This window comes from Neoaquamicrobium sediminum, from assembly GCF_013240295.1.
Classification (GTDB): Bacteria; Pseudomonadota; Alphaproteobacteria; order Rhizobiales; family Rhizobiaceae; genus Aerobium; species Aerobium sediminum.
Genome location: NZ_JABETK010000002.1, coordinates 447,787 through 463,407 on the forward strand (window position 1 = coordinate 447,787; position 15,621 = coordinate 463,407).

At 64.3% G+C, this 15,621-nt stretch carries 13 protein-coding genes, 2 pseudogenes and 1 other annotated feature; of the genes and pseudogenes, 7 read left to right on the plus strand and 8 right to left on the minus strand.

Annotated features, from left to right (window positions below; all coding sequences use genetic code 11):
* Positions 1 to 190: 190 nt before the first annotated feature.
* On the minus strand, positions 191 to 1,357 hold the full coding sequence (locus HK436_RS13985; protein WP_173190687.1) for a diphosphate--fructose-6-phosphate 1-phosphotransferase: 1,167 nt from the start codon (positions 1,355 to 1,357) through the stop codon (positions 191 to 193).
* Between the two features lie 170 nt (positions 1,358 to 1,527).
* Between HK436_RS13985 and HK436_RS13990 the strand changes: the two genes are divergently transcribed.
* Complete coding sequence (locus tag HK436_RS13990; protein ID WP_244648966.1) at positions 1,528 to 1,833, plus strand: hypothetical protein; 306 nt, start codon at positions 1,528 to 1,530, stop codon at positions 1,831 to 1,833.
* Positions 1,834 to 1,838: 5 nt separating this feature from the next.
* Here HK436_RS13990 and HK436_RS13995 read toward each other — a convergent pair.
* From HK436_RS13995 to HK436_RS14005, 3 genes and pseudogenes are all read right to left on the minus strand, one after another.
* A pseudogene (locus tag HK436_RS13995) lies at positions 1,839 to 4,288 on the minus strand (GcvT family protein).
* A 199-nt stretch (positions 4,289 to 4,487) separates the two neighbouring features.
* Positions 4,488 to 5,672 (minus strand): pyridoxal phosphate-dependent aminotransferase, encoded by a 1,185-nt coding sequence (locus tag HK436_RS14000; protein WP_173190691.1) that lies wholly within the window; start codon positions 5,670 to 5,672, stop codon positions 4,488 to 4,490.
* Between the two features lie 19 nt (positions 5,673 to 5,691).
* Positions 5,692 to 8,144, minus strand: a pseudogene (locus HK436_RS14005) (GcvT family protein).
* A gap of 182 nt (positions 8,145 to 8,326) precedes the next feature.
* On the opposite strand from HK436_RS14005, the gene HK436_RS14010 reads away from it, so the two are divergent.
* On the plus strand, positions 8,327 to 9,037 hold the full coding sequence (locus HK436_RS14010) for a nitroreductase (RefSeq protein ID WP_173190693.1): 711 nt from the start codon (positions 8,327 to 8,329) through the stop codon (positions 9,035 to 9,037).
* Between the two features lie 6 nt (positions 9,038 to 9,043).
* On the opposite strand, the gene HK436_RS14015 is transcribed toward HK436_RS14010, so the two are convergent.
* On the minus strand, positions 9,044 to 9,961 hold the full coding sequence (locus HK436_RS14015; RefSeq protein WP_173190695.1) for an AraC family transcriptional regulator: 918 nt from the start codon (positions 9,959 to 9,961) through the stop codon (positions 9,044 to 9,046).
* A 207-nt stretch (positions 9,962 to 10,168) separates the two neighbouring features.
* On the opposite strand from HK436_RS14015, the gene HK436_RS14020 reads away from it, so the two are divergent.
* Complete coding sequence (locus HK436_RS14020; RefSeq protein ID WP_173190697.1) at positions 10,169 to 10,309, plus strand: hypothetical protein; 141 nt, start codon at positions 10,169 to 10,171, stop codon at positions 10,307 to 10,309.
* A gap of 105 nt (positions 10,310 to 10,414) precedes the next feature.
* On the plus strand, positions 10,415 to 10,663 hold the full coding sequence (locus HK436_RS14025) for an Atu4866 domain-containing protein (protein WP_173190699.1): 249 nt from the start codon (positions 10,415 to 10,417) through the stop codon (positions 10,661 to 10,663).
* Positions 10,664 to 10,678: 15 nt separating this feature from the next.
* On the opposite strand, the gene HK436_RS14030 is transcribed toward HK436_RS14025, so the two are convergent.
* Positions 10,679 to 11,542, minus strand: coding sequence for an AraC family transcriptional regulator (locus HK436_RS14030; RefSeq protein WP_173190701.1), 864 nt, complete (start codon positions 11,540 to 11,542; stop codon positions 10,679 to 10,681).
* Between the two features lie 30 nt (positions 11,543 to 11,572).
* Here HK436_RS14030 and HK436_RS14035 point away from each other — a divergent pair, with 30 nt between their 5' ends.
* The gene (locus HK436_RS14035; RefSeq protein WP_173190703.1) at positions 11,573 to 11,980 is read left to right on the plus strand and encodes a PTH2-like family protein; all 408 of its coding nucleotides are present in this window, start codon (positions 11,573 to 11,575) and stop codon (positions 11,978 to 11,980) included.
* Here HK436_RS14035 and HK436_RS14040 read toward each other — a convergent pair.
* The gene (locus tag HK436_RS14040) at positions 11,955 to 12,605 is read right to left on the minus strand and encodes a TetR/AcrR family transcriptional regulator (RefSeq protein ID WP_173190705.1); all 651 of its coding nucleotides are present in this window, start codon (positions 12,603 to 12,605) and stop codon (positions 11,955 to 11,957) included. The genes HK436_RS14035 and HK436_RS14040 overlap by 26 nt on opposite strands.
* A gap of 93 nt (positions 12,606 to 12,698) precedes the next feature.
* On the opposite strand from HK436_RS14040, the gene HK436_RS14045 reads away from it, so the two are divergent.
* Positions 12,699 to 13,445 carry an SDR family NAD(P)-dependent oxidoreductase gene (locus tag HK436_RS14045; RefSeq protein ID WP_312860676.1) on the plus strand — a complete coding sequence of 249 codons (747 nt, stop codon included), beginning with the start codon at positions 12,699 to 12,701 and terminating at the stop codon, positions 13,443 to 13,445.
* A 296-nt stretch (positions 13,446 to 13,741) separates the two neighbouring features.
* On the opposite strand, the gene HK436_RS14050 is transcribed toward HK436_RS14045, so the two are convergent.
* Complete coding sequence (locus HK436_RS14050) at positions 13,742 to 14,068, minus strand: hypothetical protein (RefSeq protein WP_173190709.1); 327 nt, start codon at positions 14,066 to 14,068, stop codon at positions 13,742 to 13,744.
* Positions 14,069 to 14,193: 125 nt separating this feature from the next.
* Between HK436_RS14050 and HK436_RS14055 the strand changes: the two genes are divergently transcribed.
* Positions 14,194 to 15,422, plus strand: a protein-coding gene (locus HK436_RS14055; protein ID WP_173187516.1) for an IS3 family transposase whose coding sequence is annotated in 2 segments (ribosomal slippage) — positions 14,194 to 14,482 and positions 14,482 to 15,422 — 1,230 coding nt in all. Because the reading frame shifts where the segments join, the coding sequence is not laid out codon by codon here.
* Positions 14,475 to 14,591, plus strand: a sequence feature (AL1L pseudoknot). It overlaps the preceding gene by 117 nt.
* Positions 15,423 to 15,621: the final 199 nt, after the last annotated feature.

Genomic DNA, 15,621 nt, shown 5'->3' on the forward strand with positions numbered 1-15,621 from the left:
GCAGGTACGATCAAACCTATTTCCTGCTCCTGGTGTGCAAGGGCGTCGAGCCTGCCACATCAGGGATTCGCGAGCCAATCTCCCTCATCCTGAGGCGCGTCGAACCGACGGGCGGTTGGCTAAATGCACAACCGTCCTCATCCTGAGGTGCGAGCGCAGCGCGCCTCGAAGGACGCACGACCCCGATGCCTCACACGAAGGGCATGCCCGGGTCGAAGCGCCTCGGCAGCAGGCGGTCGAGATAGGCGTGGCCCTTCGCTGACAACCGGTTCTCGTCCGGTTCCAGGAAATCATCCGGCATGTGCCGCGTCTTGCCGGCCACCGCCGAAAGCGGCACCAGCCGGATGACCGTCTTGCCGTCTTCCTCCTGCAGCGCTACGGAGCCGCCGCCGCGCGTGGCGGCGTCGAAGGCGAAGACGCCCGCGTCGAACGCTTCCTGCGCGTCGACCGGGCTGATCATGCCGATATTACCGCGTGGCAGGTAGCCGAACGTATCGACCCGCGCCCGCACGCCTTTCAGGTCTTCGGCCAGAATCCGCTCGATGGCCTGGCCGAGATCGGTGCCGGAGAGGCGCACATTGCCGTGCGCGTCGCGCTCCAGCATCTCCGCCGGGATCAGGTCCTCAACCAGCGAGCGCCCCGACGCTGATGAAATGCCTTCCGAAAGCGCGATGATGCAGCGCCCGTGGCGCGCCATCGTCGCCTTGATGTCGTCTACGAACCGCGCCCGATCGAACGCCCGTTCGGGCACGTAGACGAGATGCGGGCCTGAATCCTCGTCAAGCCGCCATGCGGCCGACGCGGCTGTCAGGAAGCCCGCATGCCGGCCCATGACGATGCCTGCATAGATGCCGGGCAGGGCGCGGAAATCGAGGTCGACGCTCAGGAAGGCCGATGCCACGAATTCGGCCGCCGAGATGAAGCCGGGCGTGTGGTCGTTTTCCTCCAGGTCGTTGTCGATGGTCTTCGGTGCGTGCACGAAGGCAATGGACCCGCCCGAAGCGTCGGTCAGGATCTGCTGGGTGCCCGCCGTATCGTTGCCGCCGATATAGATGAAGGCGTCGGCGCTCACCTTGCGCAGGCCGGCAAGGATCGTTTCACAATAGGCCGCATCGGGCTTGTCGCGGGTGCTGCCCAGCGCTGCGCTCGGCGTCGCAGCGATCCGCCGCAGCTCGTCCTCGGAGCGGCCCCCAAGATCGACATAGTCGCCGTCCCTGATCCCGCGCACGCCATGGCGCGCGCCGAGCACACGACAGCCGGGGTGCCGTCGACGCGCTTCCAGTACCGCGCCTGCAAGCGTCTGGTTGATGACGGCGGTTGGCCCTCCGCCTTGTGCGATGACGATCGTTTCGCTCACGGCGCTCCTCCCTTGATTTCGAGCCATCATTAAATCGATTTAGCAATCCATGCAACGCCGCCGGGTCGGCATCACGTTTGCGCGCGCTGGCGCCAATCCGCAGTGCCAACGCGCAACGATTCTGCTAATTGCTTCGTTGAAGGGCGTTCTTGCGATCGAAAGGAACGTTGATGTTACGTCGTTTCATTGTCACTGCCGCGGCACTTGCCGCTGTTGCCGGCCCGGCGCTTGCACAGGGCCGGCCCGATGCGCGCACCATGAGCTGCGGCCAGGTTCACGGATTGATCGACCAGCGCGGGTCGGCGGTGCTGACCACGGGGCGCTACACATACGACCGCTACGTGGCCGACCGGCGGTTCTGCATGATGGAGGAAACGGTGCGGACGGTCTCCATCCTGACCAGAGACACCGACGATTGCCGGGTCTATCTGTGCGAGCTCGACAGCCGCGACCCGATCTGGGACCGTGGGAACTGACCGATTTAGGCTCTGACCCGCTCTGCCTTCGGATCGTACAGCGGCCGCAGCGACGCGTCCGCTGCAACCCGCGTGCCTGCGATCTCGACCTCGTAGCGTGAAGCGAGTACCTGCGCTTCGCTTTCGCCGGGGCAGGGAACGTATCCAAGCCCCACCGCGCCGCCGAGATGATGGCCGTAATTGCCTGACGTGATCGTCCCCACGATCTGCCCGTCGCGCAGGATCGCCTCGTTGTGGAACAGCAGCGGCTCGGGAGCGCGCAGCCGGAACTGCACCAGCCGGCGCGACAGGCCGGCGTCCCGCTTGGCAAGCACCGCGTCGCGGCCGATGAAGTCGCCCTTGTCCGCCTTCACGGCGAAGCCGAGGCCAGTCTCCAGCACATGATCTTCGTCGGTGATGTCGTGACCGAAATGGCGGAACGCCTTTTCGATCCGGCAGGAATCGAGCGCATGGAGGCCGCAGAGTTTCAGATCCAGTCCGTCGCCGGCTTCCGCGATCGCCTCGAACACATGCGCCGCCTGATCCGACGACACATAAAGCTCCCAGCCAAGCTCCCCGACATAGCTGACCCGATGCGCGCGGGCGATGCCGTAGCCGATCTCGATCTCAGCAAACGTGCCGAAGGGATTCTTTTGATTCGAGAAATCGGCCGGGCTCACCTTCTGCATCAGTTCGCGCGACCGCGGTCCCATCACGCACAGTACGGCTTCGCTGGCCGTCATGTCGGTGACGGTCACGAACGCGTCGCCGACATGCCGCCTGATCCAGGCGAGGTCGCGTTGTAGCGTCGCGCCCGGCACCACCAGCAGGAACGCAATTTCAGAAAGCCGTGACACCGTCAGGTCGCTCTCGATGCCGCCGCGCCGGTTGAGCATCTGCGTATAGACGATGCGCCCGGTCTCCACGTCGACATCATTCGCGCAGAGCATTTGCAGGAAGGCGCAGGCGTCGCGCCCCTCAAGCTTGATCTTGCCGAACGAGGTCATGTCGAACAGGCCGACGCCTTCGCGCACGGCCAGATGCTCGTCGCGCTGGTTTTCGAACCAGTTCTGCCGCCCCCATGAATAGCGGTATTCGCGCTCCTGGTCCGCCCGTGCGAACCAGTTGGCGCGTTCCCAGCCGGCAGTTTCGCCGAACACTGCGCCACGCGCCTTAAGGTGCTCGTGGATCGGCGAGCGCCGCACCCCGCGCGCCGAAGCCATCTGGCGATAGGGAAAATGGTCGGCATAGAGCAGGCCGAGCGTCTCCCTTGAACGGTCGTAGAGATAGGTCCTGTTGGCCTGGAACGGCTGCACGCGTCTGATGTCCACGTCCCACAGGTCGAAGGGCGGCTCGCCGCCCTCCATCCATTGCGCCAGAGCCATGCCAGCGCACCGGACGACTGGATGCCGATAGAATTGAAACCGCAGGCCACCCAGAAATTGCGTAGGTTCGGTGCCTCGCCGAGATAGTAGCGGTCGTCGGGCGTAAAACTCTCCGGCCCGTTGAAGAACGTATGGATGCCGGCGTCGGCCAGCAGCGGCATGCGCCGCACCGCCTTGTCGAGGATCGGCTCGAAATGGTCGAAATCCTCTGGCAACTGGTCGAAGCAGAAATCCTCGGGGATGGGCTGGCCAAGCGGCGGCCACGGCTTCGCCACCGGCTCAAAGGCTCCGAGCAGTATCTTGCCCGCATCCTCCTTGTAATAGGCGCATTCGTCGGGCACGCGCAGCACCGGAAGCTGCCCCAGCCCCGCGATCGGCTCGGTCACGATGTAGAAATGCTCGCAGGCATGCAGCGGCACCGCCACGCCCGCCATCGCACCCACCCCATGCGTCCACATGCCGGCGCAATTGACGACATGCTCGCAGGCGATGTGCGCCGGCTCGCCGCCGGCATCGACATCCACCCCGGTCACGCGGCCCTTCTCGCTGCGGATCGCGGTCACCTTGGCATTCTCGACGACCCGCACCCCGCCACTGCGCGCCCCGCGCGCCAGCGCCTGGGTGATGTTGGTGGGGTCGCCCTGGCCGTCGCGCGGGATATAGACCGCGCCGGCGACATCGGCGGTTTCGAGATGCGGATAGCGCTCCTTCACCTCGGCGACGGAGATTTCCTCGACCTCGACGCCGTTGGCGCGGCCCATCGTGGCAGACCGCAGCAGTTCCTCCCGGCGTTCCGCTGTCAGCGCCACCGAGATTGAACCGCACTGCCGCATGCCGGTGGCGATGCCGGTTTCGTCTTCCAGCTTCACGTAGAGGTCGGCCGTGTATTTCGCCAGCCGCGTCATGTTGGCGCTTGCCCGCAACTGCCCGATCAGCCCCGCCGCATGCCATGTCGTGCCGCTGGTCAACTGCTTGCGTTCCAGCAGCATGATGTCGGTCCAGCCGAGCTTGGCCAGGTGATAGGCGACCGAGCACCCGGCCACCCCGCCGCCGATGATCACGACACGCGCCGAGGCGGGCAGGGCGGTCATGCGAGTATCCCCGTCTTTACGGCCCGGAACGATTTTGCCGAGCCACCTCCCCACAAGGAGGAGGGGTACGCCAGCGTCGCGCTGTTCCTTACAGCTAGACACCTGGCGTAAGGGTGGGCGCTGCGTGGATGTCCTCCCTCCCCCTTGTGGGGAGGGGTAAGGGGCGGGGGTATGTCTCCGGAGCCGGTCGTCAAAGCCATCACGCCGCGTCCCGCTTGTAACCGCCGACGAACCGTTTCAGCCGCGTCGCCGCCTCGCGCAGCACTTCGTCCGGCTGGCACAGGCTGATGCGGATATGACCCTTCGCGGCGTCGCCGAAGCTGCCACCCGGCATCACCGCGACCTTTTCGGCTTCCAGCAGCGCCCAGGCGAAGGCCTCGCAGTCGGGCTCCAGCGCCGACACATCAAGCATCACATACATGCCGCCTTCCGAGCCGCGCATCGTCACGTCGTTCATGCCTCGGATCGCGTCGAGGAATGCGGTCCGGCGCTTGGCGTAGCGCTCGGCGATGTCGGCGACGCCGTGGCCGTTCTCCAGCGCGTCGACGGCCGCGCGCGAGATGAAGTCCGGCAGCCCGTAGGTGGAAACGAGATTGAGGCTGATGAGCATGGTGATGAAGTCTTCCGGCCCCGTCAGCCAGCCGATGCGCCACCCCGTCATCCCATGGCTCTTCGACATCGAATTGACCACTAGCGTGCGTTCTTCCATGCCGGGCAGCGAGCGGGGCGAAACGTGCCTCCGCGCGCCGGCGATCGTCCAGTAGACCTCGTCGGAGATCAGCCACAAATCGTGGCGCCGGCAGACATCTGCGATGCCTTCCAGCGTCTCGTGCGTATAGACCGCGCCGGTCGGGTTGTTCGGTGTGTTGATCAGGATCGCCCGCGTCCGCGGCGTTATCGCTGCCTCGATGGCTGCTGCCTGCGGCTGAAACCCATCTTCGGCGTGCGCATCCACGATCGAAATGTCCACCTGCGCGGCGCGGAAGGTCGGCGGGTAGGTGGCATAGAAGGGTGCCACGATGATAGCGTGATCGCCTGCGTCACAGGTCGCAAGTGCCGATGCAAAAAGCGCGGCCTGCCCGCCCGGCGTCGACAGGATCTGCGCGGGCGATGTCTCCACTCCCGTGCACGCACTCGTCGCCTTCGCCATCGCCGCTCGCAGGCGTGGGATACCCGGAAGCTGGGTGTAGTGGTGGTGCCCAGCCCGCACCGCGCGCACGCAGGCCTCAACAGTTTCGGCCGGAGTATGGAAATCGTGGTCGCCGACAGACAGCATGATGATCGGCTCGCCGGCCTGATGGCGTGTCATCGCCTCGAAATGCACCTCCCAGCCATCCTTGCCGGAAGGTGTGATGCCGGAAACGCGCGATGAGGGTGTGGGCATGGGGAGTCCAGTCTATGTTTCAGTTTTTCAGGCGCAGGTTCTGTGGGTCCCAGAGCGGTCCGTCGCCATGCACGGTCGCAGCGAAGCGCTCGCCGAATATCTCGACCTCGATCGCCTGTCCCGGCACGGCAAGTTCGCTGCGCAGCATGCCGAGCGCAATCGACTTGTCCACCCTGTGGCCATAGCCTCCTGACAGCGTCTCCCCGACGATCTGCCCGTCATGCCACAACGTCGACATGTAAGGCACATCGCAGGGCCCCGGCGCGTCTAGGGTCAGCACCGCAAAGCGCTTCATCACGCCGACCTGCTTCTCCTTGAGAAGCGCCGCCTTGCCGATGAAATCCGGCTTGTCCCAGCGCACGAACCGCTCGAGCCCGCCTTGAAGCACGGTGTAGTCCGTCGAAAGCTCCGCCTTCCAGGCACGGTAGCCCTTTTCCAGCCGCAGCGAATCCAGCGCGAACATGCCGAACGGTTTCAGCCCGTGCTTCTGCCCGGCCTGCCAGATAGCATCGAAGATCGCGGCAGTGTCCTCCACCTTGGTGTGGATTTCCCAGCCGAGTTCACCCGCGAACGACACGCGCACGAGTTGGCACCAGCGCTCGCCGATCTGCTCCGACTGATGCGTCAGCCACGGTTGCGTCAGATCAGCTTGCGTCACCTCCCGCAGGATCGCGCGCGATGCCGGCCCGGTGAGGATCTGGCACGAAAACGCATCGGTGACGTTCTGAATCGAAATCTCAGCATCAGCCGGCAAGTGATTCTGCAGCCATTCGAAATCGTGCTGCTCGGCCACCGCGGCGGTGATAAGAAAAAGAAATCCTCGGCCAGCGCCATCACCGACATCTCGGTCTGGATGCGTCCCTTGTCGTCCGCGAAATAAGCGAGCCCGATCCGCCTCGGTTTCGGCACCGCGCCGGTAATCAGCGAGGAGAGCCAGTCGCGCGCGCCGTCGCCCTGCACCCTGAACCGCGAGAACCCCGGAAGGTCGAGGATGCCTGCCGCGTCGCGCACCGCATGGCATTCCTCGCGGATGCGGGCGAACCACGGCCCGTCGCGGTCGAATGTCTGGGTGGCCTCCTCCGAGATGTCGTCGCCCTCATGCGCATACCAGTTGGCGCGCTCCCAGCCATTGTAGGCCCCGAACTGCGCGCCGAGCGCGGCGATCCGGTCGTGGATCGGCGACAGCTTCCGCCCGCGTCCCGCCGGCCATGCGTGGCGCGGGAAGTGGATCGCATATTCGTGGCCATAAACCTCCATGCCCTTCGCCACCGCATAGTCGCGGTCGGCAGCAAAGGACGTGAAGCGGCGCGGGTCGCACGACCACATATCCCATTCGGTAGCACCTTCCGTCACCCATTCGGCCAGCACCTTGCCCGCGCCGCCCGCCTGCGCGATGCCGAAGGTGAAAACGCAAGCCTCGAACGCGTCCGGTACGCCGGGCATCGGCCCGATCAGCGGGTTGCCGTCCGGCGCGTAGGGGATCGGCCCGTTGATCACCTTCGACAGCCCGGCCGTGCCGAGGATCGGCACTCGCGCAACCGCGTCGTTCAGATACCATTCCAGCCGCTCCAGATCGTCCGGATAGAGCTGGAACGAAAAATCCTCCGGCATCGGGTCGTCGGGCGTTGCCCAGTGCGCGCGGCAGTTGCGCTCGTAGGGGCCGAGATTCATGCCGTATTTTTCCTGCCGCAGATAATACGACGTGTCGACGTCGCGCACCAGCGGCAGCTTGCGGCCGGCGCCTTCGGACCACGCCTTCAGCTCGGGGATCTCGTCGAACAGGATATACTGGTGGCTCATCACCATCATCGGCACGTCGCGGCCGAACAGCCTGCCGACCTCGGCTGCGCGGTAGCCGGCGGCGTTCACCACCTTCTCGCAGCGGATTTCGCCCTTTTCGGTGGTCACGACCCATTCGCCGCGCTCGCGCCGCACCGCCGTCACCGGGCAGAAGCGTACGATCGTCGCGCCCATGTCGCGCGCGCCTTTGGCCAGCGCTTGCGTGAGCTGCGCGGGGTCGATGTCGCCGTCATTCGGGTCGTAGAGCGCGCCTTCCAGCTCGTGCGTCTCTATGAACGGGTAGCGCGACCGGATCTCGTCAGGGCCGATAGTGTCGAGCTCCATGCCCTGATAGCGGCCCATACCTTTCGCGCGCTGGAACTCCCGCATCCGTTCGCGCCCATGCGCAAGGCGGATCGAGCCGGTCACGTGGTAGTTCATCGGGTAGCCGACTTCTTCCGCCAGCCCGCGATACAGCTCCGCCGAATAGCGCTGCATGTTCATCAGTGACCACGACGAGGAGAAGGTCGGGACGTTGCCGGCCGCGTGCCATGTCGAGCCGGAGGTCAGCTCGTTCTTCTCCAGAAGCACGCAGTCGGTCCACCCGGCCTTCGCCAGATGATAGAGCGACGAGACACCGACAGCGCCGCCACCAATGATCACCACGCGCGCCTGTCCCGGCAGTTCGGCCATCGTTTCCCCTCTTTTTGTTCTTTTCAGCGAGCTTTTCACGATGCAGGCCCGGGGTGGAGAGACAAACGGATGCACGCATTTGTGCCAAAGAATTTGATTGCGGGCCGCGATTCGCCTATTCCGGGCGAAAATTTGGCGGGCTCGCGCACGGTTCCGCCGCACCGCATACCGAAAGGCTGGGCATGCTGGCACCCGACAACAACAGGCAGGACATCGACGAGCAGGAAATCGTGGACGAGGCGCTGACGTCGCGCCGCTCGGTCCGCGCCTTCCTTCCGACCCCCGTAGACGACGAGACGGTCAAGGACATCCTGCGCGTCGCGGCACGCGCGCCGTCTGGTACCAACATGCAGCCCTGGAAGGTCTATGTCGTCACCGGCGACAAGAAGCAGGCGCTCAGCGACGCGATCCTGAACTCGGGCGTGCGTGCCGAAAAGGCCACATGGGACGAATACCGCTACTATCCTGACCAGTTCTTTGAGCCATACCTGACCCGTCGGCGCGCCGTTGGCTTCGCGCTCTATAGCCTGCTCGGCATCGGCCGCCGCGACACCGACCGGATGCGCGCCCAGCACGACCGCAACTTCGTCTTCTTCGATGCGCCCGTGGGCATGATCTTCACCATCGACCGCCGGCTCAACCAGGGCTCGTGGATCGACCACGGCATGTTCCTGCAGTCGATCATGATCGCGGCGCGGGGCAGGGGCCTGCACACCTGCCCGCAGGCGGCGTTCGCACCCTACCATCGTCAGATCAGGCCGCTTCTGGGCATTCCCGACGAGGAGATCGTCGTCTGCGGCATGGCGCTCGGCTACGAGGACGCCTCGAAGCCTGAAAATTCGCTGCGCAGCGAACGCGCGCCGCTGGACGAATTCGTCACCTTCGTCCGCTGACCCGCCTCAAACCTCCACGAAACGCTCCGGCGCCGCGCGCAGCCGATCGATGTCGCGCCGGGGCGGCGCGCCGAACAGGCGGCTGTATTCGCGGCTGAACTGCGACGGGCTGTCATAGCCGACCCGATGGCCGGCCGACGCCGCGTCCAGCGCCTCGGCGAGGATCAGCCGCCGCGCCTCCTGCAGCCGAAGCTGCTTCTGGTATTGCAGCGGGCTCAGCCCCGTCACCTCCTTGAAGTGGAAATGCAGCGACGACAGGCTCATGCGCGACTCGGTTGCCAGCACTTCCGCGCGGAATGGCTCGGTGAAATTGGCCTGCAGCCAGCCGATGGCGCGGCTCACCTGCTGCGCTCGGCTTTCGCCGGTTGCGATCTCGCGCAGCCTTCCCGCCTGCGGCCCGGTCAAAAGCCGGTAGAGGATTTCGCGCTCGATCAGAGGTGCCAGCATGGCGATGTCATCCGGCGCGCCCAGCAGCCTGACGAGGCGAAGCGCTGCGTCCGCGAGGCTCGGTGCGGCCTCCGACACGGCGATTGCCAACGGATCGCGCGAGCGGTCGACAGGCGGCAGCCTCATCTCGAAGATCAGGCTCGCCAGCATAGCCGGGTCGAGTTCCAGCTTGAAGCATAGATACGGCGCGTCCGGCGTCGCCTCGACCACCTGGCCTGCCATCGGCACGCCGACCGAGATCACCAGACACTGCCCGATGCCGTAGGTGAGCATGTCCTCGCCCAGCAGCACCTGCTTGCGGCCCTGTGCCACGATGCAGAGCGCGGGATGCTGCACGCCGTGCACCGGCGCGGTCGCCTGCGATGTCCTAAAAAGCGAAAGACGCGGCACCCGCGTTGTATGACAACCATCTACGGGCGCGAATCGGGCAATTTCTTTCGCCAGCTCACCGATCGGCGCAAAAGCATTTTCTTGCATGATGTGCCTCCTTTCCCATGAAGTACTAGCACTTTGTGTTGCCCGCTATGTATCAGCGGCCATCGCGCGTGAATAGACTCTTTCACGGACATTCGGAGGATCGTGCAATCATCGCGGAGAGCTGTTCTACCGTAATGGCGCCTTGATGCGGCATGTTGCACCCATCGCAGCGTCAGAGGCTGCGTCGAGCCGGAAAGGAGATCCACGATGACAAGAAGACACGACACCCGCCGCCGCCTGCCGCGGTCGCTCGACACCGGACCCCGCATCGTCGTCACCATGCCGCTGCTCGCCTCGCTGGCGCGACTGTTCCGTTCCTCGAAGCCCTCACGGTGGATGAATGGCTAGGTGCTGCAAGTCCGCCGCGCCCGCGCTGATCCTTTTGCGGCATCATTTCTTTCGATCGCCGCCATGACCGTCGGCGCCTTCGGCAATCCCGCAAACGAGACGAACATGACAACGCAAGAAACCACGCATCCCTATGTCGGCATGTGGGCGACGGAAGACGGCCGCATCCGCCACGAGCTTCTGCCCAACGGCCGCTATGACGAAGCCCGCGGCAATCGCGAAAGCGCCTATCAGGGGCAATACTGGGTAAAGGGCAACCGCATCGAATATCTCGACGACACCGGCTTCCGGGCCGATGGCGAGTTCCGCGATGGTGTGCTCTATCATGCCGGCATGGTCATGCGGCGCAGATAAGCCTCATGCGGCCAATCAGGCCGCACTGCGTGACAGCGCGGCCCAGCGGCCCGGCGTCATGCCGAATGCCTTCTTGAAATGGCGGTTCATGTGGCTCTGGTCGACGAAGCCCGAGGAGATGGCTGCGTCGGCCAGGCCTTGTCCTTCACCGATGAGGCGCTTTGCCCGGTCCAACCGGCGCATCACCAGATAGCGGTGCGGGCTCGTGCCGAGCGCACGGCGAAATTGCCGGGCGAGCGTGAAGCGGTCCAGCCCGCTCACGTGCTCCATCTCAGCCGAGCCGATCCCCGCCTCATGGTGTTCCGTCAGATAGGCGCAGCAGCGGGCGATGGCGTCCCGCGCGATGGTGCCCGCATGTGCGCGCTCCTGGCCGGCGTGAAGGGCCAACGCGTCGGCCAGCAGCACCATGCGGTCGTCGAGCGCCATGTCCACGATCTCGTTGTCGAGGTCGGCAAGCATCGATGCGACGATCGCGCTTAGCCGCGCATCCGCGACCACGCCGGCCGGCACGAAGGGCAAGCCCGCATGACTGCCGCCGGCCTCGAGCAGCCTCGCGGGGTCGAGATAGAGCATGCGATAGCGCAGCCCATGCGCCGTTCCCGCGCCGCCGTCATGGATTTCGTCCGGGTGCAGCACGACGACTTCGCCCGGCAGGCTGTGCCACGAGACCCCGCGATAGCGGAACGTCTGCACGCCCTCCATGGTTACGCCGATCGCGTAGGTGTCGTGCCGGTGCGGCTCATAGCCTTCGCCGGCAAAGCGCGCCTCAATCCGCTCGAGCCCCCGCACCGGTTGGCCGGAACGGATCCAGTCGCGCGCGCCGTCGCCGCACAAACGTCCAAGACCGAGCATCTCGCCGTCGGGTAGGGGGCGGATCATGAGGTTTCATCCGTTTGAGAGGTCAAAAGCATGTTCGACACCAAGATAGCGATCGTGGTCCGCGAGGATCTGGCAATGTGGCAGAAGCTCAACGTCACGGCCTTCCTGTCCACCGGCATCGCGTCGCAATCACCTGAGGTAATCGGCGAACCCTACCGCGACAAGGCGGGCAATGTCTTCAACGCGATGTCCATCCAGCCGATTGTCGTGATGGCGGCCGACCTCGCGACGATGGCGAGGATACATGGCCGCGCCATCGAGCGCGGCGTGCAGGCTTCGGCCTATGTGGACGCGATGTTTGCGACCGGCCACGACGCCGCCAATCGCGCGGTCTTCGCCGAAACCGGGCCGGACGACGCCCGTATCGCCGGTCTCGCGCTGCGCGCCGACAGGAAGCTGGTCGACAAGATCGTCAAGGGCGCGGAGCTGCATCCGTAGTGGAGCCGCGCGTGGACGTGCCGCCCGTCAGCCCGTCCCATGCGGCCATCGCGCCGTCCGCGACCGCTAGCAGCGTTTCGCGGCTTGCGCCGTCGCGGGCCTGGATCGACATGCCCTGTTGCACGGTCACGTAGAACGCGGCCACGCCGTCGCAGTCGGTGCCTGCCGGCAATTCTCCGTCGTCCACGGCCCGGCGTAGCCGCGCGGCAAGATCGGTGACGTTGTCCGCGCGCATCTTGCGCAGGGCCGCGCAGACGGCCTCGCTGCCGGTGTCGTCGGCATGCAGCGCGCCGAGCACGATCAGGCAACCGCGCGGCTTGTCTGGCTGTGTGAACGAAAACGCGGTCGCGCGCAGGAAACCATCGAAAGCTTCACGGGCGGTAGGCGCTTCTTCCATGGCAAGCCAGATCTCGGGCGACTCCGTGCGACCGTAAAGCGATACTGCCTCATGAAACAGTGCCTCCTTGGAGCCGAAGGCCGCATAAAGGCTTGGCGGATTGATGGCCATCGCCGCCGTCAGCTCCGAAAGCGACGCACCGGCAAAGCCCTTTTGCCAGAAAAGCTCCAGTGCGCGTCCAAGCGCTTCTTCGCGGTCGAACTTTCGCGGCCTGCCTCTCTCGGCCATGCCTCGCTCCTTTTTTATCGATCAATACATAAATCGCTTGACGCGTGACCGCAAGGTGAAGAGAGATATGTATCGATTGATACATAAAAGGAGATTCCAATGGCCAATCTGGCAGGCAAGAAAGCGTTCGTTACTGGCGGCAGCCGCGGCATCGGGGCTGCAATCGTCAAGCGGCTCGCTGCGGAAGGCGCCGACGTTGCCTTCACTTACGCGCGGTCAGGGGAAAGGGCGGGCGAAGTCGCGAGTGCAGTCGAAGCTGAAGGCCGCCGCGCCATGTCGATACAGGCCGACAACCGCGATCCGGATTCGGTGCGTACCGCCGTCGAAAAGGCAGCGAAGACGTTCGGCGGGCTCGACATCCTCGTCAACAGCGCCGGCATCTACGAGGAGGCCTCGATCGACGAACTCACGCTGGAGGATTTCGACCGCACGCTCGACGTCAATCTCCGCGCGGCTTTCATTGCCTCGCGCGCCGCCGTCGACCACATGCCCGATGGCGGCCGCATCGTCGCCATAGGCAGCAATCTTGCCGTTCGCGTGCCGTTTCCGGGCATCAGTCTCTACGCGATGAGCAAGTCGGCCCTGATCGGTCTCACCAAGGGTCTTGCCCGCGATCTCGGCTCGCGCGGCATCACCGCCAACGTGGTTCACCCCGGCTCGACCGACACCGACATGAACCCGGCGACCGGCGAGGGCGCGGATGTCCAGCGTTCGATCATGGCCATCCCGCGTTTCGGCGATCCGGCGGAAGTCGCAGGGCTTGTCGCCTGGCTGGCGGGGCCGCAGGCGAGGGGCGTTACAGGCGCCGAATTCACCATCGACGGTGGCGCGAACGCCTGATCGCGTGCTCGGTATAATCTTCATTGTCGACTAGCTGTCTGATCAGGGCTAGTGGACCGAACACGGCATGCCTCCGCAGTCTACTCTGACCCGAGCCTGTGCGCCAGCCTACAGGCTGCATTCGCAGATTATCGCTTAAGCCGGCTGGTGCGAGGCGTCCCGGATACGGGAGTCGTCGTTGGCGGCGTGTCTGTGCGCTACGAGTATGAGACGAAGCCGAAGAATTCGCTGTGCACCGAATGCGCACGGTGGATGGTTTCATCTTATGAAGTGATTGGTTGCGGAACCGCAGAAATTCAGTCGTTCATCAATATTGACTTGCCGCTTTCTTGAAGCCGCAAGGCTAATCTGTGATGAACATCCATGACTACGCCGCGAATTTTTCGGACGGATTTAGTGAATTCATTTATTTCAAAATCATCTAAAGACATGTCGGTGCTTCGTTCGATCCATTCACCTCTATTGAATGCAGGAGATAGTACAAATCCGTCAACCATCACGATTCCGTTTGTTTTCGAGCGGTGTCGGCTGCAATGCCCGTGCGCAATTTTGTTGCGTGCATCAACGAGACCGTGAAGTTCGCTTAGTGCCGTCATAAGTTTGTCGGCTTCATCAGCAAACAAAATGGAAGGACCCTTTATGAGGAGTGAATTCAGTGTTTTGGCTCGTCTAGCACGCGTTCCTTCAATGAATTTTGAACCGCTCCGGGTTTGCCGGAGGCTCCAACTCCTGAGAAGGTGGAGCCATCATGAGCAAGACGACGAACAAGTTTTCCCCGGAAGTGCGCCAGCGAGCCGTGCGGCTGGTGCTGGATCACGAACATGAACATCCCTCCCGGTGGGCTGCGGTCATGTCGATCGCGTCCAAGATCGGCTGCACGGGCCAGACGCTGAACGAGTGGGTGAAGAAGTCCGAGGTAGACGCCGGCAAGCGCGCCGGTGTGCCGACGGACATGGCGGCAAAGCTGAAGGCGCTAGAGAGGGAGAACCGGGAGCTTCGGCAGGCCAACGAGATCCTGCGCAAGGCTTCCGCTTATTTTGCCCAGGCGGAGCTCGACCGCCCGTTCAAACGATGATCGGGTTCATAGACGATCACCGCGGGGTCCATGGGGTCGAGCCGATCTGCAAGGTTCTGCCGATCGCCCCGTCGACCTACCACGACCACGTCGCCAAGCGCGTCGATCCGGAGAAGCTGTCGGCGCGGGCGAAGCGGGACGGTGTCCTGAGGCCTGAGATCGAGCGCGTCTTCGCCGAGAACTTCGAGGTCTATGGCGCGCGCAAGGTCTGGCGGCAGATGCTGCGTGAAGGCTTCGCCGTCGCGCGCTGCACGGTCGAGCGGCTGATGGCCGACCTCGGCCTTCAGGGCGTCATCCGCGGCAAGCCGATCCGCACCACGGTGCAGGACAAGGCCGCCCCGTGCCCGCTCGACCATGTGAACCGGGTCTTCCATGCCCCCGCGCCGAACAGGCTGTGGCTGTCGGACTTCACCTACGTCAGCACCTGGTCCGGCTTCGTTTACGTGGCCTTCGTCATCGATGCCTATGCCCGCCGCATCGTCGGCTGGCGGGTGAGCAGGACCGCCCATGCGGGCTTTGTCCTCGATGCTCTCGAACAGGCCCTGCACGAACGGCGGCCCATCCACCGCGGCGGCCTGGTGCACCATTCCGACAGGGGGTCTCAATATGTCAGCATCCGCTACACCGAGCGACTGGCCGAAGCCGGCATCGAACCCTCCGTCGGCAGTGTGGGCGATTCCTACGACAATGCTCTCGCCGAGACGATCAACGGCCTCTACAAGGCCGAGGTCATTCATCGGCGCGGGCCATGGCGTAGCTTCGAGGCCGTAGAGTTCGCCACGCTGACCTGGGTCGACTGGTTCAACAATCGCCGGCTGCTGGAGCCCATCGGCAACATCCCGCCGGCGGAAGCCGAGGAACGCTACTACGCCATGCTGGAAGAACCAGCCATGGCCGCGTGACTCAAAAGAAACGGCCTCCGGCAAACCCGGGGCGGTTCAGAGCGCTAAGCCGACAGCTAAATAAATTGCTTCGGCGGAGGATGCGCCCTTTGGAACCCGCAAAGGGTTTTCAATATCTGACATTTTCTCAAATCCTATTTCCATCGCCCATAGCAAAGAGTGACCCATAGCGAGCGCGCGACGGTGACGAATTCACCAT